Source organism: Pseudomonas kitaguniensis (genome assembly GCF_009296165.1).
GTDB lineage: Bacteria > Pseudomonadota > Gammaproteobacteria > Pseudomonadales > Pseudomonadaceae > Aquipseudomonas > Aquipseudomonas kitaguniensis.
This window is the reverse complement of the sequence record NZ_VUAZ01000138.1, coordinates 25053-45754: the sequence shown is the minus strand read 5'-3', so window position 1 is coordinate 45754 and position 20702 is coordinate 25053. Positions and strand designations below refer to the sequence as shown.

The following is a 20702-nucleotide window of genomic DNA, read 5'->3' as shown; positions in this document are numbered from 1 at the left end:
GTGGGGCGAGAGCGTTTTGGTCACTTTTGACTGGGCCGGCTTCCGGATCTATCAAAAGTGACTCGCTGTAAGAGCGAAACCGATATAAGCCATAACCCCAATACCGGATATATACCCAACCTGAAGAACATCCCAAGCCCGTTTGCCGCGCGACAGCGCGACATCAAAGATCCAGTAGGACCTCCCACAGACTTTGACCATAGTCGGGTGTATCGGCTACCGCACCGGGTTATACTGCCGCGCCTTTTTAGCGTCGCGCCTGCACCACTTTGGCGTGCCTTGGAAAGGTGGCTTCAGCCGACCGATGCAACACTGAAGCCACCTTTATTGAATGTTCCCTTATAGAGGAGCGCGACTCATGACCGTGATCAAACAAGACGACCTGATTCAGAGCGTTGCCGACGCCCTGCAATTCATTTCCTATTACCACCCCGTTGACTTCATCCAGGCGATGCACGAAGCCTACCTGCGCGAAGAATCGCCGGCAGCGCGTGACTCCATTGCGCAAATTTTGATCAACTCGCGCATGTGCGCCACCGGCCATCGTCCGATCTGCCAGGACACCGGTATCGTCACCGTGTTCGTGCGCGTGGGCATGGACGTACGTTGGGACGGCGCCACCATGGGCCTGGACGACATGATCAACCAAGGCGTGCGCCAGGCGTACAACCTGCCGGAAAACGTGCTGCGTGCATCGATCCTCGCCGACCCGGCAGGCGCGCGTAAAAACACCAAGGACAACACCCCGGCGGTGATCCACTACTCCATCGTCCCGGGTAACACCGTGGAAGTGGACGTGGCGGCCAAGGGCGGCGGTTCCGAGAACAAGTCGAAAATGGCCATGCTCAACCCGTCCGACTCGATCGTCGACTGGGTACTCAAGACTGTTCCGACCATGGGCGCCGGCTGGTGCCCACCGGGCATGCTCGGCATCGGCATTGGCGGCACCGCCGAGAAAGCGGCGGTGATGGCCAAGGAAGTGTTGATGGAGTCCATCGACATTCATGAGCTGAAAAAGCGCGGCCCCTCCAACCGTATCGAAGAGATGCGCCTGGAGCTGTTCGAGAAGGTCAACCAACTGGGCATCGGCGCCCAGGGCCTGGGTGGCCTGACCACCGTGCTCGACGTCAAAATCATGGACTACCCGACCCACGCCGCCTCGCTGCCGGTGTGCATGATCCCCAACTGCGCCGCCACCCGCCACGCGCACTTCGTGCTGGATGGTTCCGGCCCGGCCTCGCTGGAAGCGCCATCGTTGGACGCCTACCCGGAAATCGTTTGGGAGGCTGGCCCGTCGGCCCGCCGTGTCAACCTCGACACCCTGACCCCGGAAGACGTGCAGAGCTGGAAGCCGGGCGAAACCGTGTTGCTCAACGGCAAAATGCTCACCGGTCGCGACGCGGCGCACAAGCGCATGGTCGAGATGCTGAACAAGGGCGAAACCCTGCCGGTAGACCTCAAGGGCCGCTTCATCTACTACGTCGGCCCGGTTGATCCGGTGCGCGAAGAAGTGGTTGGCCCTGCTGGCCCGACCACCGCGACGCGGATGGACAAGTTCACCCGTCAGATCCTTGAGCAAACCGGCCTGCTGGGCATGATCGGCAAATCCGAGCGCGGCCCAACCGCCATCGAAGCGATCAAAGACCACAAAGCGGTGTACTTGATGGCCGTCGGCGGCGCGGCTTACCTGGTGGCGCAAGCTATCAAGAAGTCGCGCGTCGTCGCGTTCGCCGAACTGGGCATGGAAGCGATCTACGAGTTCGACGTGAAAGACATGCCGGTCACCGTTGCGGTGGACAGCAAAGGCGAATCCGTACACATCACCGGTCCTGCCATCTGGCAGAAAAAAATCAGTGAAAGCCTGGCGGTAGAAGTGCAGTAAGCACCTCACCCGCTAGGACAAACGCTGAACGCAGTAAATGTGGGAGGGGGCTTGCTGCCGATGAGTGAGTGTCAGTCAGCCTGTGCGCAGCTGACACACTGCCATCGGGAGCAAGCCCCTTTCCACATAAGCCCCCACACAAGCCCCCACACAAAAGCCAGGCCCCACAAGATCCAGGCCGCGCATGCTATGGTGCCCACCCCTTACCGTGCCTGCCCATCACCGTATGATCGTGATCCCTCGCCCGCTGCGCCTGACCTTCTACTCGCTGCTGATCATCGCCGGCGCGGTGCTGGCCGCTGCCTTGGCCACGCGCCATGCCGAGCGCCAGGCGTTGGTCGACGACGCCGCCCGCGCCCATCAACAGCTCACGCTGTACGGCAACTCGCTGCACACCCTGATCGAACGCTACCGCGCCCTCCCCGCCGTATTGGCGCTGGACTCGGAAATGATCAGCGCGTTGAAAAGCCCGCTGGATGCCACCACCCAAGACGTGCTCAACCGCAAACTGGCGCGCATCAATGGCGCCGCGCAATCTTCTACCCTCGAACTGATGGACCGTACCGGCCTGGCCGTGGCGGCGAGTAACTGGAACCTGCCGAGCAGCTACGTCGGGCACAACTACGCGTTTCGGCCTTATTTCAGCCAGACCTTGAGCCAGGGCACCGGGCGCTTTTATGCGGTGGGGGTGACCACCGGCATTCCGGGTTACTTCCTCTCAAGCGCCGTGGTCGATGAACATGAACAGTTCCTCGGCGCCATGGTAGTCAAGCTGGAATTCCCCGAACTTGAACGCGAGTGGGCTCAAGGCAACGACCTGCTACTGATCAGCGATGCGCGCGGCATTGTGTTTATCGCCACCCAGCCCGGCTGGCGTTATCGCAACCTGCGTGCGTTGACGGCCGACGACCTCGCCGACCTTGCGGCCACCCGCCAATACGACAAAAAACACCTGCAACCGCTGGAGGCTCAAACGTTGCAGCGTTTTGACGAAAACAGCCACCTGATGCGCGTCAACGGCCCGGACGGCAGCGCCAATTATCTCTGGCAATCTTTGCCCTTGAAGGCCGAGGGCTGGACCTTGCACCTGCTGCGCAAACCGCAGTTCGCCTTTGAAGACCAGCGCAACGCCGGCCTCGCCGCTGCGGGTTCCTGGCTGGCACTGGTGTTTCTGGCGCTGCTCCTGACCCAACGCTGGCGCCTCGGCCGTTTACGCCAACGCAGCCGCGAAGAGCTTGAACAGCTTGTCGAAGAGCGCACTCAAGCGCTGCGCACCGCCCAGGATGGCCTGGTGCAATCGGCCAAGCTGGCGGCATTGGGGCAGATGTCGGCCGCCCTCGCCCACGAAATCAACCAGCCGCTGACCGCCCAACGCATGCAGTTAGCAACTCTGCGGCTGCTGCTCGACCACGGCCGCGTGGAAGACGCCTACAAGGCGCTGACGCCACTGGACGAGATGCTCACGCGCATGGCCGCACTCACCGGCCACCTCAAGACGTTCGCGCGCAAGAGCCCGAGCGGCCTGCGCGAACGTCTTGACCTGGCGACCGTGGTCGACCAGTCCCTGCACTTGCTCGACGCGCGCCTGCGCGATGAAGCCATCGGCGTGGTGCTGGACCTGACTCGCCCGGCCTGGGTACGTGGTGATGCAATCCGCCTGGAACAGGTGTTGATCAACCTGCTGCGCAACGCCCTTGATGCAATGGCCGGCAAGCCGCGCAAACGCCTGGAAATCCGCCTGCACGGCGATGAGCAACTGTGGCAGCTTAGCGTCAGCGACAGCGGCGGCGGGATTGCCGAGGCACACCTGAACAACGTGTTCGACCCGTTCTTTACGACCAAACCCGTGGGTGATGGGCTCGGCCTCGGGTTGGCGGTGTCCTACGCCATCGTGCACGAACTGGGCGGGCGCTTGGTCGCCGGCAACCATGGCGACGGCGCCGTATTTACCCTGACCTTGCCTATTGCGCTGGAGACGCCCGAACCATGTTGAACGCAGTGATTGTGGTGGATGACGAAGCCAGCATTCGCACGGCCGTCGAACAATGGTTGAGCCTGTCAGGGTTTGACGTGCAGCTGTTCAGCCGCGCCGAGGAATGCCTGGCGCAACTGCCCAAGGATTTCCCCGGCGTGATTCTGAGCGACGTGCGCATGCCGGGGCTAAGCGGCCAGGACCTGCTGGCCGAAGTTCAGCGCCGTGATGCCGGCTTGCCGGTGATATTGCTCACCGGGCACGGCGATGTGCCAATGGCCGTCGAAGCCATGCGCGACGGTGCCTACGACTTTTTGGAAAAGCCCTTCAGCCCGCAGGACTTGCTCAACAGCCTGCGCCGCGCCCTCGACAAACGCGGGCTGATTCTGGAAAACCGCCGCCTGCATCAACAGGCCGACCACCGCGCGCAACTGGAGTGCAGCCTGTTGGGTGTGTCGCGCAGCGTGCAAAACCTGCGACGCCAGGTGCTGGACCTGGCGACCTTGCCCGTCAACGTGTTGATTCGTGGCGAGACCGGCAGCGGCAAGGAATTGGTCGCGCGCTGCCTGCATGACTTTGGCCCACGCGCCAAAAAGCCCTTTGTGGCGCTCAATTGCGCCGCCATCCCGGAGCAACTGTTTGAAGCCGAGCTGTTCGGCCACGAAAGTGGCGCGTTCACCGGCGCGCAAGGCAAGCGCATCGGCAAACTCGAATATGCGCATGGCGGCACACTGTTCCTCGATGAAATCGAAAGCATGCCGCTGGCCCAGCAGGTCAAACTACTGCGCGTGTTGCAAGAGCAGAAACTTGAACGGCTGGGCTCCAACCAAAGTATTCAGGTGGATTTACGCATTATTGCGGCCACCAAGCCCGACCTGCTGGAAGAAGCCCGCGCCGGGCGTTTTCGCGAAGACCTGGCCTATCGCCTGAATGTCGCGCAACTGCGCCTGCCGCCGCTGCGCGAGCGTCGCGAAGATATTCCGCTGTTGTTCGAGCACTTTGCACACAGCGCCGCCGAACGCCTGGGCCGCAGCGTCGAGCCGTTGAGCGGCGCGCAACTCGGGCGGCTGCTCAGCCATGACTGGCCGGGCAATGTGCGCGAGCTGGCGAATGTCGCTGAACGCCAGGTGCTGGGCCTCGGCGAGCCGGAGCCGGAAGGCATTGAGGCAGGGCAATCGTTGGCGGCGCAGCAGGAAGCCTTCGAAGCCCACTGCCTGAAAGCGGCGCTGATGCGGCACAAGGGCGACATCAAGGCGGTGCTGGCCGAACTGCAACTGCCGCGTCGCACCCTCAATGAAAAAATGCAGCGGCATGGGTTGGTGCGCGAGAGGTTTATCTAGGCTGGTTTGTGTGTTGCCTGGCAGGACGCCATCGTGAGCAAGCCCACTCCCACATTTTGGCCTGTGAATACGTTCCAGTGTGGGAGCGGGCTTGCTCGCGATGAGGCCCTCAACCATAAGCGGATTTCCGCTCACACCCCCAAAACCATCAGCGACTTTCCGCTCAAAAATATTCTGCAACCCTTCCAAACCGGGCCTTCATCTACTTGGCACAGCTCCTGCTATAGCCCGAACCAGGCAGCGTTCGCGCCGCTCCACAAAAACAATTAGATGAAGGATCCTTCAATGGATAACTCCAACACCTTGCCTTTGGGGTCGGCGGCTGCGCCGGCAAAAGAACGCACGACGTCCAGCCGGATCAAATCGATCTTCAGCGGCTCCGTCGGCAACATGGTCGAGTGGTATGACTGGTACGTCTACGCGGCCTTCTCGCTGTACTTCGCCAAAGCCTTCTTCCCCGCCGGCTCCTCCACTGCTCAGTTGATGAACACCGCCGCGATCTTCGCCGTGGGTTTTATCATGCGCCCGATCGGCGGCTGGCTGATGGGCCTCTATGCTGACTACAAAGGCCGCAAGGCCGCGCTGATGGCCTCGGTATTGCTGATGTGCTTCGGCTCGCTGCTGATCGCGTTAACGCCGGGTTACGACACCATCGGCATCGGCGCACCGATCCTGCTGGTGTTCGCACGCTTGCTGCAAGGCCTGTCGGTCGGCGGCGAGTACGGCACCTCGGCCACCTACCTGAGTGAAATGGCGACCAAGGAACGTCGCGGGTTCTTCTCCAGCTTCCAGTACGTGACCCTGATCTCCGGCCAACTCATAGCGCTGGCGGTACTGATCGTGCTGCAACAAACGCTGACCACCGAGCAGTTGTATGCCTGGGGCTGGCGCATCCCGTTTGCCATCGGCGCGTTGTGCGCAGTGGTCGCGCTGTTCCTGCGGCGCGGCATGGAAGAAACCGAGTCGTTCACCAAAAAGGAAAAATCCAGGGAAAGCGCCATGCGCACCTTGATGCGCCACCCCAAGGAAGTGTTGACCGTGGTCGGCCTGACGATGGGCGGCACGCTGGCGTTCTACACTTACACCACTTACATGCAGAAATACCTGGTGAACACTGTCGGCATGAGCATCTCCGACTCCACCACCATTTCGGCGGCCACGCTGTTTCTGTTCATGTGCCTGCAACCACTGGTCGGCGGGCTGTCGGATAAAGTCGGGCGGCGGCCGATCCTGATCGCTTTCGGCATCCTCGGTACGCTGTTTACCGTGCCGATCCTCACCACGCTGCACACCATTCAAAGCTGGTGGGGCGCGTTCTTCCTGATCATGGCAGCGCTGATCATCGTCAGCGGCTACACCTCGATCAACGCGGTGGTGAAAGCCGAGCTGTTCCCGACCGAAATTCGCGCCTTGGGCGTAGGCCTGCCGTATGCGCTGACCGTATCGATCTTCGGCGGTACGGCTGAATACATCGCGCTGTGGTTCAAGAGCATTGGCATGGAAACCGGTTATTACTGGTATGTGACGGCGTGTATCGCGGTGTCGCTGGTGGTTTATGTGACCATGAAAGACACCCGCAAACATTCTCGGATCACCACGGACTAACGCTGCGACGCGGTAAAAAGTGGGAGCGGGCTTGCTCGCGATGAGGGTGTGACAGCCAACACATCAATTGACTGTTACACCGCCATCGCGAGCAAGCCCGCTCCCACATTTCGGGCAGTTCAGTACAGCTCTACAGAGCTCAGTCTTTCAGTGGGCCGACTTATACGGGGCTGTCGACCTGGCGGGCAGACTGAACGTGGCGCTGTGAAAAATAGGTGGGCAATCAATGAAAATTCCATACAGTCGATGGAAATTCGCCGCCATGGCTTGCAGTATGAGCCCCTCACCGAACTGACTAGCAGGAACCCCGGCCATGCCTGACGATATTCACTTTTACGAACCCGCCAACGGCCACGGCCTGCCGCACGACCCGTTCAACGCCATCGTCGGCCCACGGCCCATCGGTTGGATTTCGTCCCACGACAGCGAAGGCCGCCTGAACCTGGCGCCCTACAGCTTCTTCAATGCGTTTAACTACATTCCGCCGATCATTGGGTTTTCCAGCGTCGGGCGCAAAGACAGCCTGAACAATATCGAACAGACCGGCGAGTTTGTGTGGAACCTGGCCACCCGCCCGCTGGCCGAGCAGATGAACCAGAGTTGCGCGGCGGTAGCACCCCAAGTGAATGAATTCGAGTTGGCCGGCCTGACGCCGGTGGCCTCAAGAATTGTCGGCGTACCGCGCGTGGGCGAGAGCCCGGTGTCGTTCGAGTGCAAGGTGACGCAGATCATTCAGCTGCAACGTGCCGACCAACAGTTGGTGCCAAGTTGGCTGGTGCTCGGCGAGGTGGTCGCGGTGCACATCGCCAAGTGGCTGCTCAAGGATGGGGTGTACGACACCGCCGCGGCCGAGCCGATCTTGCGCGGCGGTGGCCCGGCGGATTACTTCCAGTTGGGGCCGGAGGCGTTGTTCAAGATGTATCGCCCTGGCGCCAGCAAAAGCTGACAGCAGAGCCATAAAAATCCTGGGGCGGCTTGCCGCCTCCAGGATTGGGTTAGTTGGCCGCTGTGGCCCAGGCCAACTGGCCTTCTTCATCCACATCCAGCAGCCGTTCAAGCTGCACGGCAGCCGCATCGTCAGCGTCGGAGGCGGTCTTGAAGGTCTGCCCTTCAAGGATTTTGTGAAAGCGTGGCGCGCCCATGCCATCCAGTGCCTTGACGGCGATGGCTGCGCTGTAGCCACCCTCTTCTTCACGCACCAAGGCGGAAACGGCTTCGTGGTGGGCAAACTCTTTACGTGCCATGTTGCAGGTCCTGGCCAATGGGAAAGCCGACCATTCTAAACCTTAACCGGCGAGTTGCAGGTACTCGCCGTACGCATTCGCGGCGGATGCATCGGTAAAGGTCTGGAAGTCGATGCTACGGACCACGCCGTCGTTCAACAGCTCGGTAAAGATCATCAGGGCCGGGGAATTGAAGTAGGCGCTCATCGCCTGCTCGCTGCTCCAGAAACCCGCGACCAGCCACACATCGGGGTCGACCTGGGAATGCTGCAACGAAAATTGCAGGCAGCCCTGCGCCTCGCGGCCAGGTTCAAGCAAGCTGCTCAAGCGTGCACCGAGTTCGGTGCTGCACCCGGTACGGGCGCGGACAAAGGCCATATGGCTCGCGGGAATGGGGGTTGGCATGTTCGACTCTCCCGTTGAGAAGTGATGCTCGGCAAACACTGTGAGGGCGTGTTGCCACAGGATCAAAGATAACGGCGCGGCGGTGGGCGCGGTTAGTCAATTCCTGCAGGCTTATTGCACAATCCTGCCGTACGCGTAGATAAGCCGTGCAGCCGGCTGTTTTTATTCCCGCCACAGGCTCAATGTTTCAGGCAGATGACAGGCGCCAAACTTGCCTGATTCACGCTTTATCGCAGGATCAGGCAAGCATTAGGCAGAATCGAAGTAACACCTTTTGAAACTCCGCCGCTAATCTGGGCGCATTAACGCAACTCGCAGAGGACGCCTCATGTCGTCGAATGCCCCTAACGCCATGCCCCTCGATACCGAGATGGAAAAACAGCGCGCCGAACTGGCCAGCATCGTGCAGCGCCACACGTGGGAAGATGGCTCTTACGGCACGGCGATTACCTCGCTGTTTCTGAATCGCCACAACGCGCCGCGCAACTTCATGCCGGTGCTGGTGGAGCCGGCCTTGTGCATCCTGGCCAGCGGCAGCAAGGAAGTGCGCCTGGCCGACGAGATTTTTGCCTACGACCCGCTCAACTATTTAGTCTTCTCGGTGGCGATGCCGGTGGCCGGCCGGATCATTGAGGCCACGCCAGAAGCGCCTAACCTCTCGGTGCGCATCAACATCGACACGGCGCAGCTCACTGCGCTGATCGCCGAAGCCGGGCCGATGGGCGTGCCTTCGCGCCCGACATCGCGCGGCATGTACGTCGACCGCATCGACAGCCAATTGCTCGATGCCGTGCTACGCCTGGCGCGCCTGCTCGACACACCGAAAGACGTGGCAATGCTCGCGCCGCTGATCAATCGTGAAATTCTTTACCGTTTACTGCGTGGCCCGCAGGGTTATCGGCTGTATGAAATCGCCGTGGCCAACAGTCAGAGCCATCGCGTGAGCCAGGCGATCAAGTGGTTGAACGGCAACTACGAGCAACCCCTGCGTATTGATGACTTGGCCAAGGAAGTGAACCTCAGCGTCTCGACGTTGCACCACCGCTTCAAGGCGATCACTGCCATGAGCCCGCTGCAATACCAGAAGCAACTGCGCTTGCAGGAAGCGCGACGGCTGATGATTGCCGAAGGGCTGGAAGCCTCGGCGGCGGGGTATCGGGTGGGGTATGAAAGCCCGTCGCAGTTCAGCCGCGAATACAGCCGGCTGTTTGGTGCACCGCCGTTAAGAGATTTGGCCAGAATGCGCCAGAGTATCTGACCAAAACAAGGTCAACAGATGGAAGGGTGTTTGCTCCCGAGGGTGGTGTGTCAGCTAGAGATGAGTTGGCTGGCCCAAGGCTATCGGGAGCAAGCCCCCTCCCACATTTGATCTCCAGAACTCTGGCGTGCAGCGTTTTTTTGCCCAGCGTTGTTTGGCGCTGCGGTTTAGCGCTGTTTAGTCCAGGGTTCGGGGCAGTTGCAGGGTGACGCGCAACCCACCCTCGCGCAAATTCTGCAAGCTCACTTCACCGCCGTGGCTGTGGGCGATGTTGCGCGCAATGCCCAGCCCCAAGCCGTAGCCTTGCTGCTGGCCGGAGAGGCGAAAGTGCGGCTCGAAGACTTGCTCAAGGCGCTGCTGCGGTACACCCGGACCTTCGTCGTCGACGTGCAGGATGAATTCTGCGCCGTCGTCCTCGATATACAAATGCGCGTTCTGCCCGTACTTCAACGCGTTGTCGATCAGGTTGCCGATGCAGCGTTTAAGCGCCAGTGGCTTGCCCGCGTACGGCGCCAACGCGCGGCCGTGCTGGGTGATGCGGCCATTGCCGTTGGGCGCCAGGTACGGTTCCACCAAGCAGTCGAGCACGTGATTAAGGTCGACCGGTTCAATGTTTTCGTGGATGTCGGTGTCTTTCACGCATTGCAGCGCGCCTTTCACCAGCAGCTCCAATTCGTCCAGGTCACGGCCGAATTTGGCTTGCAGGTTCTCGTCTTCAAGCAGCTCAACGCGCAGGCGCAGACGGGTAATGGGGGTGCGCAAATCGTGGGAAATCGCGCTGAACAATTGGCTGCGCTCCGTCAGGTAGCGGCTGATCCGTTCGCGCATCGCGTTGAACGCTCGGCCCACTTCGACCACTTCACTGCCACCGCCTTCGGCCACCGGCTCTACATCGGCGCCCAATGACAGGTCGCGCGCCGCCCGCGCGAGGCGTTTGAGCGGCCGGCTCTGCCAGTGCACCAACAGGCCGATAAACAACAACAGAAAACCACTGGTCAGCACGATGAACCACACCTGCTGCGACGGCAGGCCTTGTTCTTCAAGGCTGGTGTAGGGTTCGGGCAGCAGCGAGGCGATGTACAGCCACTCGCCCGCAGCAAGTTGAATCTGCGTGACCAGCACCGGCGGGTTGACCGGCTCAAGGGTCAGCGCGTAATGCGCCCACGAACGCGGCAGTTCATCAAGCTTCAAACCGGCGTTGAAAATGCGCAGGTCTTCTGCGCTGACGAACTCCACCGAAATATCCACGTCGCTGCCGAGGGTCTGGCGCAGCACTTCGTCCACCACGTTGAGCACCGCGAGTTTGCGCGGGGTCTGCGGCAGCAGCTGCATGTCCAGCGGGCGGTCATTGAGCGTCACCACAAAACGGGTGCCGCCCATGCTGCGCAACTGATCAAGGACTAACGGGCGATAGGCCACCGGCAGCGAGCGGAAGTAACTCACGCTGGCGGTCATCGAATGCGCCAGGCTGCGTGCGCTGGTGACCAGACCTTCAAGCTGGGTGGCGCGCAATTGCGAGACCCAGATCACGCTGGACAGCGTTTGCGCGAACAGCACCGCGAGCAAGGTCAGCAGCAACATCCGCCCCAGCAGCGAGCGCGGCACCGGGAAGCGTCGGCGGCGCTCGGTCAGATGCTCAGTGGGCATTGCCGGCAACCACGCTGGCTGCCAACTGATAACCGCTGCCGCGTACCGTGCGGATCAGCCTTGGAGGTTTTTCGGTATCGCGCAGGCGTTGACGCAAACGGCTGACGGCCATGTCGACGATACGGTCCAGCGGCATCAGATCGCGGCCACGGGTGGCGTTGCCGATGGTGTCGCGGTCGAGAATTTGTTGAGGGTGGTCAAGAAACAGTTTGAGCAGGGCAAAGTCGGCGCCGGAGAGAATCACCTCTTCGCCGTCAGCGTGAAACAGGCGATGGCTGATCATGTCCAGGCGCCACTCATCAAACACCCACACATCGCCGGCGCTGCTGCGTTCCTGGCCGAATTGGGCACGGCGCAACAAGGCCTTGATGCGCGCCTGCAACTCGCGGGGGCTGAACGGCTTGCCGATGTAGTCATCCGCGCCCAGCTCCAGGCCGATCACGCGGTCGGTTTCGTCGGAGCTGGCGGTGAGCATGATGATCGGCACCTGCGCCTGGCGCGGGTGCTGGCGAATCCAGCGGCAGAGGCTGAAGCCGTCTTCGTCCGGCAACATCACATCGAGGATGACCAGGTCGCACGGCGCCTCGTTCATTGCCTGGCGGAACCGCGCGCCATCCGGCACGCCACGCACCTGGAAACCGGCGCGACTGAGGTAGGTTTGCAGCAATTCGCGGATTTCCTGGTCGTCGTCGACCAGAAGAATCGATTTACTGATTACGCTCACGGGTCCCCCTTGTTGTTATGGCCAAACCTGAGTCATGTGTTGCTTTCAAGGACCCCTTCGCGAGCAAGCCCGCTCCCACATTTAAACTCATTCCAGCTGATGAATGCGGTTGAATGTGGGAGCGGGCTTGCTCGCGAAGAGGCCATCATTGCCTACGCAAAAGCCTGCTCAAGTGCCACACCCGCCCCGGTCAATCCCGAATACGGCGCGGTCACCAACCACACCGGAATGCCTTTGAAATAATCGCTCATGCAGCCTTTGTCGCTGAAGCTCTTGGCAAAACCGCTGTTGATAAAGAAGTCGGCGAACCGTGGGATGACCCCGCCGACGATATACACGCCACCGCGTCCACCGGTGGTCAACACGTTGTTGCCGGCCACGCGGCCCAGCCAGATGCTGAACTGGTTCAACACTTCGATCGCCACCGGGTCCCCTGCCAGGCCCGCCGCCGTAATGGCTTCAGGCGTGTCCAGCACCGGCGTGTGCCCATCAACCGCACAAATGGCGCGGTACACGCGTGGCAGCCCGCCGCCGCTCAAGGCGGTCTCGGCGCTGACGTGGCCGATTTCTGCGTGAATATGCTGCCACAACTGGGTTTCACGCGGGCTGCTCAGCGGCAGGTCGACATGCCCGCCCTCCCCCGGCAGCGCCGCCCAACGGCCTTCACCCAGGTTCAGCAAGGTGCCGACACCGAGGCCGGTGCCTGGGCCGATCACCACCGCCGGGCGCAACGGTTCCGGCGTGCCCTCACAGACCACGCGGAATTCGTCGGGTTTGAGCCGGGTCATGCCCAAGGCCATGGCCGAGAAGTCATTGATCAGCAGCAACTCGTCGACCTGCAAGGTCTTGCAAAACGCCGCCTTGCTCAGCCGCCAGTGGTTGTTGGTGAATTTGAATTCATCGCCACTCACTGGCCCCGCGACCGACAGGCACACCGCGCCGATGTCGCCGATTGGCAGGCCTTCTTCCTTCAGGTAAGCCTTGATCGCTTCCTCAGGGCTGGTGTGATCCACCGTGGCATGCACACGAATCGAATGCAGTTGCTGGTCCCGCCACAACGCAAAACGCGCGTTGGTACCCCCGATGTCACCGACCAGCGCTAGCTTCACTTAAGCGTCTCCAAGGCACAGGTAAAGGCGCTGGCGCCTTGCTCTGCGGAGCTTGCGGCCAAGCGCATAAATGCAAACAGCTCGCGACCGGCACCCACGTTGTTGCCCAACAGGCCCGTGGCAGGAATGCGCGCTGCAAATTCTTCGGCGTCCACTTTAAGCTCCAGGGTGCCCTTCACGCCATCGACGCGAATAATATCGCCATCTTTGACGCGTGCCAGCGGCCCGCCACTTTGGGCTTCGGGGTTAACGTGAATCGCCGCAGGGATCTTACCCGAGGCGCCGGACATACGCCCGTCTGTCACCAACGCTACTTTGAAACCGCGGTCCTGCAACACCCCAAGAAACGGCGTCATCTTGTGCAGTTCCGGCATGCCGTTGGAGCGCGGGCCCTGGAAACGCATCACCGCGACGAAGTCTTTTTCCAGCTCGCCCGCTTTGAACGCATCGGCCAAATCCTGTTGATCCTGGAACACCACTGCCGGTGCTTCGACGATCTGGTGCTCCGGCGCCACGGCCGAGACCTTCATCACGCCGCGCCCGAGGTTGCCTTCCATCACACGCAGGCCACCTTCGGGCGAAAACGCACGGGCCACCGGGCGCAGGATGGTTTCGTCGAGGCTCTCAATCGGGCCATCGCGCCAGACCAACTCGCCGTCGACCAAAAACGGCTCTTGGGTGTAACGACTCAAGCCCTTGCCCGCCACGGTGTTGACGTCTTCGTGGAGCAGGCCGGCCTCAAGCAGTTCGCGGATCAGGAACGACATGCCGCCCGCCGCCTGGAAGTGGTTAATGTCGGCCTTGCCGTTGGGGTACACGTGGGACAGGGTCGGCACCACCTCGGAGAGGTCGGCCATGTCTTGCCAGGTGAGGATGATGCCCGCCGACATCGCGATGGCCGGCATGTGCAGGGTGTGGTTGGTGGAACCGCCGGTCGCGTTGAGGGCGACGATGGAGTTGACGATGGATTTTTCGTCGACTATTTCGCCAATCGGCGTGAAGTTGCCGTTGGCCTTGGTCAAGCGGGTGACCTGGTGCGCCGCTTCGCGGGTCAGCGCATCACGCAGCGGCGTGTACGGGTTGACGAACGAAGCGCCCGGCAAGTGCAGGCCCATCACTTCCATCAGCAATTGGTTGGTGTTGGCGGTGCCATAAAAAGTGCAAGTGCCGGGGCTGTGGTAGGACTTCATCTCCGATTCCAGCAGTTCTTCGCGGCTGGCTTTGCCTTCCGCATAGCGCTGGCGCACGTCGGCTTTCTGTTTGTTGGAGATGCCCGAGGGCATTGGGCCGCCGGGTACGAAAATCATCGGCAGGTGGCCGTAACGCAGGGCACCCATCATCAGGCCGGGGACGATTTTGTCGCAGATGCCCAGCATCAGCGCGGCGTCGAACATGTTGTGGGACAGCGCTACCGCCGTGGACATGGCAATCACTTCACGGCTGAGCAGGCTCAGCTCCATGCCGGGCTCGCCTTGGGTCACGCCGTCGCACATGGCGGGGGTGCCACCGGCAAACTGGCCGACCGAGCCGACTTCACGCAGGGCTTTTTTGATCTGTTCAGGAAAATGTTCGTACGGCTGATGCGCCGAGAGCATGTCGTTATATGAAGAAACAATTGCCACGTTGGCGGCATTCATCATGCGCAGGCTATTTTTATCTTCAGTGCCACAACCGGCCACGCCATGGGCAAAGTTGGCGCATTGCAGCTTACCGCGCATCGGACCGTCGCTGGCTGCGCCGCGAATGAGCGCAAGGTAAGCCTCGCGGGTTGCACGACTGCGGGCGATAAGCCGTTCGGTGACCTCAATAACGCGGGGATGCATGTGTAGAACTCCAGGCTAACGGATGTGGCGACCCTGGATCCTTTGCGGGTCAAAAGCGCGCGGCGCAGGTGCTGGCAGCGTTTCTTTTGACTCATCGGACCAGTTGATTCAGGTCACTAATTGTAGATTGAACAAAATATTGCCACTAAAAAGGCTTGTTTTCTATTTTTATGCGAATAATCTTGTAATTCTTACAACAAATCGACGATAGGCACTTTCCAATGACTCTTCGTATCGCAATCAACGGTTTTGGCCGTATCGGCCGTAATGTCCTGCGCGCACTGTATACCCAAGGCTACCGCCAGGATTTGCAGATCGTCGCCATCAATGACCTGGGCGACAGTTCGATCAATGCCCACTTGCTCAAATACGATACCGTGCACGGTACTTTCGATGCAGAGGTCGCCCACGATCAGGAAAGCCTGACCGTGAATGGTGACCGGATTGCTGTCAGTGCCATTCGCAACCCTGCCGACCTGCCGTGGGCTGCGCACAAGATCGACGTGGTGTTCGAATGCACCGGTCTGTTCACCGACCGTGACAAGGCCGCCGCGCATATTACCGCTGGCGCGCGCAAGGTGATCATCTCGGCCCCGGCCAAGGGCGCCGACGCCACCGTGGTGTACGGCGTCAACCATGACATCTTGCGTCAATCCCATCAGATCATCTCCAACGCCTCGTGCACCACCAACTGCCTGGCGCCGGTGGCCCAAGTGCTGCACCGCGAACTGGGGATCGAAAGCGGCTTGATGACCACCATTCACGCCTACACCAACGACCAGAACCTGACCGATGTTTACCACACCGACCCGTACCGCGCGCGCTCGGCCACCCAGAACATGATCCCGAGCAAGACCGGCGCGCCGAAGCGGTGGGCCTGGTGTTGCCGGAACTGGCGGGCAAGCTGACCGGCATGGCCGTGCGTGTGCCGGTGATCAACGTGTCGCTGGTCGACCTCACCGTGCAGCTGAAAAAAGAAGCCACGGCCGAGGAAGTCAACGCGCTGCTCAAAGAAGCCAGCCAGCACTCTAAAATTCTCGGCTACAACACCCTGCCGCTGGTTTCGAGTGACTTCAACCACAACCCGCTGTCGTCGATCTTCGACGCCAACCACACCAAGGCGAGCGGCAAGCTGCTCAAAGTGCTGGCGTGGTATGACAACGAGTGGGGTTTCTCCAACCGTATGCTGGATAACTGCCTGGCGCTCTGCAACGCAGAATAACCCTGTAGAAGGCGGCTTTTGTGGGAGCGGGCTTGCTCGCGAATGCGGTGGTTCAGTGGGCATATTCGTCGACTGACACGCCGCATTCGCGAGCAAGCCCGCTCCCACATGGGTTATGTGCATGCCCTTGCACCTGGGCAGGCTCAGAGGAATAGCCACTTGCCATTTGTGTTGATGATAAGCATTATCATTCACTGCAAATCGAGCTGGTATCACTGTGAGCCAATCCCGCTTTAACCAAGTCTTTCTCACCCAACGGGTGATTCTGCTACGCACCTTGCAGCGGATGGTGAACAACCACAGCACCGCCGAGGACCTCCTGCAAGAGACCTACCTGCGCGTCACCCGAGCGCTCAGCGAGCGGCCGATCGAGCACCTCGAACCCTTCGTCTACCAAACCGCGCGCAACCTGGCGCTGGATCACCTGCGCTCACGCAGGATTCAAGCCCGCACGCTGCAGGAAGATGTGCCGCTGGACATCCTGCAAAGCGTCGCCGCCCCCGTCAGCACCCCGGAAGATGCCACCCAGGCCGAGCAATTGCTTGAGCACCTGAGTGTCAGCCTCGGCCAGTTGAGCGCCCGCCAGCAGCAGATTTTTATCCTCAGCCGCCTGCACGGTTACAGCTACCAAGAGATCGCCGATCAACTGCAAGTGTCCCTGAGCACCGTGCAAAAGGAACTGAAATTGATCATGGCCATCTGTGTAGGTGTGGCCGAACGCCTGGATCGGCCTTAAGCTTCACCTGACAGCTATATCGATCCAGCCTGTAGGAAAGATCAATAAAACGTGGCGAAGACCCGAGGAACACCGTGACCGACCCGAATAAACTGCGCCCCCATGAGCTGGCTCATGAGGTGTTGCAAGACACGGCTATGGACCAGGCCCTCGACTGGCTGATCGTCTTGCAGTGCCCGCAACCCGGGCAGCAGGCCGAATTCGACGCGTGGCTGGCCAGCGACCCGGCGCACGTCCACGCGTTTAACAAAGCCCAGGCGGCTTGGGGTGGCGCGCCTGTGCACAGCGCCGCCGTGGCCCTGGCCGCGCCGCGCAAGCCTTCAGCCTGGCGCCGCATCAAGCCGCATTGGAAACCGCTGGCCACCGCCGCCGTGCTGGTGCTCGGCCTGTTCAGCTTCAGCAATTTGCCCGTGCGTTTGCAGGCCGACCACCTCACCGTGGTCGGCGAACGCCAGCGTGTGCAGTTGGACGATGGCGCAAAGGTGCTGTTGAACACCGACTCGGCGTTCTCCAGCAGCATCAAGGATCACCAACGCGTCGCGAAGCTGTACCAGGGCGAGGCTTTTTTTGAAATCACCCCTAACCGTGGCCTGCCGCTGGAGATCGACGCCGGCCCGGTGCGTGCCAGCGTGCGCGACACCGATTTTGCCGTGCGCTACCTCAACGGCGAGGCGCAAGTGCAGGTGCAGCGCGGCGATGTCGACCTGAGCAACACCTTCAACGATGCACGCGTGCGCCTGAGCGCGGGTGAGAGCATCCGCATCGGCCCCAAAGGCTTCGGGCCACCGGCCAAGCTGGACGCCGGCAAAGACCTCGCTTGGGTTCAGGGTCGGCTGGTGTTTGAAAACTGCCCAATGAGCGAAGTGCTCGCCGAGTTGCGCCGCTACTACCCCGGCTGGATCGTCAACACCAACGACACGCTCGCAAGCACCGCCGTCACCGGCAATTATCGCCTCGACCAGCCGCTGGACGTGGTGCGTTCGCTGGCGCACATCACCTCGGCCAAACTGTCGGAATACCCGGCACTGGTCATCTTGAACTAAATGAGAATTATTTTTACTCGATAGCTGTCGGTGGTACGTCTCGTCTTAGCCAATGCAACTGATTCCTATTTGATTCGGTTCGCACCTATAAGATTCGTATCCCCGGAGCGCTCTCGATGTCGTCTTGTTTCAACCCCCGGTCTTCTTCACCCGTGCTGTCCTTGCTGACCGCCGCCCTCCTGTTGGCCAGCGCGCCAGCCATGGCTGCCACCGCCGCCGAACCGGTCGCGCGCAGCCACGGCAATTACACCTTCAGCATCGAGCAGCAGCCGCTGGTCTCGGCACTCAATGCCTTTACCGCCGTGACCGGCTGGCAAGTCGGTTTGCCGGCGCAATTGGGCCAAGGTGTGTCGTCGCCTGGCGTGCGTGGTGCGTTGTCGCCGGAAAAAGCCCTGGACCGGCTGTTGGTGGGGACCAACCTGAGCTACCGCAAACTGGGCAATAACAACATCGTGCTGGAAAAACGCGCTGCAGGCAGCACCCTCAATCTGCAACAAGTCACGATCAGCGCGACGCGTAACGCGCAAGACGTCAGCAGCGTGCCGAGCACCGTCAGCGTGCATGACCGCGAGACGCTCGACCGCCAGACCGTCAGCACCACTCGCGAACTGGTGCGCTATGAGCCCGGCGTGTCCGTGGGCGGCGCCGGCACCCGCTCCGGCAACGCGGGCTACAACATTCGCGGCATAGACGGTGATCGCATTCTGACGCAGGTGGATGGCGTAGAAGTGCCCGACAATTTCTTCAACGGCCCTTATGCCAAGACGCGCCGCAACTACGTTGACCCGGAGATCGTCAAGCGCGTCGAAATCCTGCGCGGTCCGGCTTCGGCGTTGTATGGCAGCAGCGCCATCGGCGGTGCAGTGAGCTATTTCACCCTCGACCCGGACGACATCATCAAGCCCGGCGAGGACGTCGGCGCCCGCCTGAAAACCGGCTACAGCTCGGCCGATGAAAGTTGGCTGACCTCTGGCACCGTCGCCGGCCGTGTGCAGGATGTTGACGGTTTGCTGCACCTGAGCCAGCGCAACGGCCATGAAATGCAGGCCTACGACGGCAATAACGCCACGGGCCTGGCCCGCACCGGCGCCAACCCGGAAGATGCGCGCACCACCAACGTACTGGCCAAGTTGGGCTGGAATTACGGTGAAGATAATCGCTTGGGCTTGACCTATGAAAAGTACAAGGATGATCGCGACGTCAACTTGAAGAATGCGGTCGGCGGCCCGTTCGTCGGTGGTCAGGGCTTCAACCTTTATCGTGACCGTCGCGGTAACGACACCATCACCCGTGAGCGTTTCGGCCTGGAAAACACCTTGGCGCTTGAATCGCCGATCGCCGACCGCATCAAAACCAGCCTCAATTACCAGATCGCCAAGACCGACCAGACCACTGCCGAAATCTACCAGCCAGGCCGCCGTGTACTGCGCACCCGCGACACGCTTTACGAAGAAAAACAGTGGGTCTTCGACGCTCAGTTGGACAAGGCATTCAGCCTCGGCGAAACCGACCACCAAGTGACCTACGGCACCACCCTCAAGCAACAAAAAGTCACCGGGTCACGCGAAGGATCAGCCACCTGCCTCGCCGTCGGTGCCGGTTGCACCGCCATCGGCGCGCCCAGCCCATCAGCCAGCGACAGTGTGAAGAAGGTCAGCGATTTCCCGGACCCGACCATCAACACGTATTCGTTATTCGCGCAGGACCAAATCAGCTGGGGCAAATGGACCTTCCTGCCTGCCGTGCGCTACGACTACACCCAGCTCAAACCCAAGCTGACGCAGGAATTTCTCAGCGGCGTCGACCCGACCGGCCTGTTACCGGTCAGCGACAAGGAAAAAACCTGGCACCGCGTGACCCCAAAGTTCGGCCTGACCTATGCGCTGACCGATCAATACACGCTGTTTGGCCAATACGCCGAGGGTTTCCGCACGCCATCGGCCAAGGCGCTGTACGGGCGCTTTGAAAACCTCAACCAGGGCTACACCGTCGAGCCCAACCCCGACCTCAAGCCGGAAACCAGCAAAGGCATCGAAACCGGGATTCGCGGCAAGTTCGATGCGGGTTCCTTTGACATCGCGGTGTTTTACAACAAGTACCGCAACTTTATCGATGAAGACAACGCCGTGGTCGGCGGCACCGTCGAGCAGTTCCAGGCAGTCAATATCAAGCGTGCCACCATCAAGGGTGCAGAGGCCAAGGGCCGCTTGAACCTGGATGCATTCGGTGCGCCGCAAGGCCTGTATAGCCAAGGCGCGGTCTCGTACGCCTACGGCCGCAACGACGCCAACGGCAAGCCGCTGAACAGCGTCAACCCGCTCAAGGGTGTGTTCGGCCTGGGCTACGATCAGGACAATTACGGCGGCCTGCTGAGCTGGACCCTGGTGAAAAAGCAGAACCGCGTCGACAGCACGACCTTCCACGCGCCCGACGGCAGCACCGACGGCCCGTTCAAAACCCCAGGCTTCGGCATCCTCGACCTTACGGCGTTTTACAAAGTCACCCACGACATCACTGTCAACGGCGGCCTGTATAACCTCACCGACAAAAAGTACTGGAACTGGGATGACGTGCGCAGCTACGACAGCGTCGGCGAGGCGGCAGTGACCGGCCCGGCCAACCTGGACCGTTTGACCCAGCCCGGCCGTAACTTTGCGATCAACGTGATCTGGGACATCTGATAAAACCCACACTCACCTCGCCGACCTTTCAG

General features: G+C 60.9%; 15 protein-coding genes and 1 pseudogene. 10 read left to right on the top strand and 6 right to left on the bottom strand.

The features are described 5' to 3' along the window. Nucleotides 1–358: 358 nt before the first annotated feature. From F0169_RS22275 to F0169_RS22255, 5 genes are all read left to right on the top strand, one after another. Nucleotides 359–1882 (top strand): fumarate hydratase, encoded by a 1524-nt coding sequence (locus F0169_RS22275; RefSeq protein ID WP_048727135.1) that lies wholly within the window; start codon nt 359–361, stop codon nt 1880–1882. A gap of 226 nt (nt 1883–2108) precedes the next feature. Next, entirely contained in the window at nt 2109–3875 is a 1767-nt protein-coding gene (locus F0169_RS22270) for an ATP-binding protein (protein ID WP_152747632.1), read from the top strand. After that, complete coding sequence (locus tag F0169_RS22265) at nt 3869–5194, top strand: sigma-54-dependent transcriptional regulator (RefSeq protein ID WP_122250638.1); 1326 nt, start codon at nt 3869–3871, stop codon at nt 5192–5194. The genes F0169_RS22270 and F0169_RS22265 overlap by 7 nt, the downstream gene beginning before the upstream one ends. Nucleotides 5195–5479: 285 nt before the next feature. Then, entirely contained in the window at nt 5480–6799 is a 1320-nt protein-coding gene (locus F0169_RS22260) for an MFS transporter (RefSeq protein WP_099239878.1), read from the top strand. 313 nt (nt 6800–7112) lie between these two features. Then, nucleotides 7113–7745, top strand: a complete 633-nt coding sequence (locus F0169_RS22255; RefSeq protein ID WP_058414761.1) for a flavin reductase family protein — start codon at nt 7113–7115, stop codon at nt 7743–7745. A gap of 49 nt (nt 7746–7794) precedes the next feature. Here F0169_RS22255 and F0169_RS22250 read toward each other — a convergent pair whose 3' ends face one another. Both F0169_RS22250 and F0169_RS22245 read right to left on the bottom strand, forming a co-directional pair. Next, a complete protein-coding gene (locus tag F0169_RS22250; RefSeq protein WP_058414762.1) occupies nt 7795–8043 on the bottom strand; it encodes a hypothetical protein in 249 nt (82 codons plus the stop codon). Nucleotides 8044–8085: 42 nt separating this feature from the next. Next, complete coding sequence (locus F0169_RS22245; protein WP_099239874.1) at nt 8086–8427, bottom strand: antibiotic biosynthesis monooxygenase family protein; 342 nt, start codon at nt 8425–8427, stop codon at nt 8086–8088. 328 nt (nt 8428–8755) lie between these two features. On the opposite strand from F0169_RS22245, the gene F0169_RS22240 reads away from it, so the two are divergent. Beyond that, complete coding sequence (locus F0169_RS22240; protein WP_058414764.1) at nt 8756–9685, top strand: AraC family transcriptional regulator; 930 nt, start codon at nt 8756–8758, stop codon at nt 9683–9685. A gap of 177 nt (nt 9686–9862) precedes the next feature. Here F0169_RS22240 and F0169_RS22235 read toward each other — a convergent pair whose 3' ends face one another. The 4 genes from F0169_RS22235 to edd form a co-directional block, all read right to left on the bottom strand. Further along, the gene (locus tag F0169_RS22235; RefSeq protein ID WP_425274315.1) at nt 9863–11290 is read right to left on the bottom strand and encodes an ATP-binding protein; all 1428 of its coding nucleotides are present in this window, start codon (nt 11288–11290) and stop codon (nt 9863–9865) included. Between the two features lie 31 nt (nt 11291–11321). Then, on the bottom strand, nt 11322–12056 hold the full coding sequence (locus F0169_RS22230) for a response regulator (RefSeq protein WP_058414766.1): 735 nt from the start codon (nt 12054–12056) through the stop codon (nt 11322–11324). Between the two features lie 152 nt (nt 12057–12208). After that, nucleotides 12209–13165 carry a glucokinase gene (locus F0169_RS22225; protein ID WP_172979517.1) on the bottom strand — a complete coding sequence of 319 codons (957 nt, stop codon included), beginning with the start codon at nt 13163–13165 and terminating at the stop codon, nt 12209–12211. Beyond that, on the bottom strand, nt 13162–14988 hold the full coding sequence (edd, locus tag F0169_RS22220) for a phosphogluconate dehydratase (protein ID WP_152747630.1): 1827 nt from the start codon (nt 14986–14988) through the stop codon (nt 13162–13164). Before edd ends, F0169_RS22225 begins: the two co-directional genes overlap by 4 nt. A gap of 221 nt (nt 14989–15209) precedes the next feature. Here edd and gap point away from each other — a divergent pair. The 4 genes and pseudogenes from gap to F0169_RS22195 all read left to right on the top strand — a co-directional run bounded on the left by gap (nt 15210) and on the right by F0169_RS22195 (nt 20670). Then, nucleotides 15210–16210 (top strand): annotated as a pseudogene (gap, locus tag F0169_RS22215) (type I glyceraldehyde-3-phosphate dehydrogenase). A 217-nt stretch (nt 16211–16427) separates the two neighbouring features. Beyond that, nucleotides 16428–16946 (top strand): RNA polymerase sigma factor, encoded by a 519-nt coding sequence (locus F0169_RS22205; RefSeq protein WP_058414770.1) that lies wholly within the window; start codon nt 16428–16430, stop codon nt 16944–16946. A 74-nt stretch (nt 16947–17020) separates the two neighbouring features. Further along, on the top strand, nt 17021–17989 hold the full coding sequence (locus tag F0169_RS22200; RefSeq protein WP_172979516.1) for a FecR domain-containing protein: 969 nt from the start codon (nt 17021–17023) through the stop codon (nt 17987–17989). 116 nt (nt 17990–18105) lie between these two features. Beyond that, nucleotides 18106–20670: a TonB-dependent receptor gene (locus F0169_RS22195; RefSeq protein WP_152747629.1), complete on the top strand. Its 2565-nt coding sequence runs from the start codon at nt 18106–18108 to the stop codon at nt 20668–20670. Nucleotides 20671–20702: the final 32 nt, after the last annotated feature.

Excerpts from the sequence above, each read along its gene's own strand:
- F0169_RS22275 (WP_048727135.1), top strand. The coding sequence starts at position 359 with ATGACCGTGATCAAACAAGACGACCTGATTCAGAGCGTTGCCGACGCC.
- F0169_RS22270 (WP_152747632.1), top strand. The coding sequence starts at position 2,109 with ATGATCGTGATCCCTCGCCCGCTGCGCCTGACCTTCTACTCGCTGCTG.
- F0169_RS22265 (WP_122250638.1), top strand. The coding sequence starts at position 3,869 with ATGTTGAACGCAGTGATTGTGGTGGATGACGAAGCCAGCATTCGCACG.
- F0169_RS22260 (WP_099239878.1), top strand. The coding sequence starts at position 5,480 with ATGGATAACTCCAACACCTTGCCTTTGGGGTCGGCGGCTGCGCCGGCA.
- F0169_RS22255 (WP_058414761.1), top strand. The coding sequence starts at position 7,113 with ATGCCTGACGATATTCACTTTTACGAACCCGCCAACGGCCACGGCCTG.
- F0169_RS22250 (WP_058414762.1), bottom strand. The coding sequence starts at position 8,043 with ATGGCACGTAAAGAGTTTGCCCACCACGAAGCCGTTTCCGCCTTGGTG.
- F0169_RS22245 (WP_099239874.1), bottom strand. The coding sequence starts at position 8,427 with ATGCCAACCCCCATTCCCGCGAGCCATATGGCCTTTGTCCGCGCCCGT.
- F0169_RS22240 (WP_058414764.1), top strand. The coding sequence starts at position 8,756 with ATGTCGTCGAATGCCCCTAACGCCATGCCCCTCGATACCGAGATGGAA.
- edd (WP_152747630.1), bottom strand. The coding sequence starts at position 14,988 with ATGCATCCCCGCGTTATTGAGGTCACCGAACGGCTTATCGCCCGCAGT.
- F0169_RS22195 (WP_152747629.1), top strand. The coding sequence starts at position 18,106 with ATGTCGTCTTGTTTCAACCCCCGGTCTTCTTCACCCGTGCTGTCCTTG.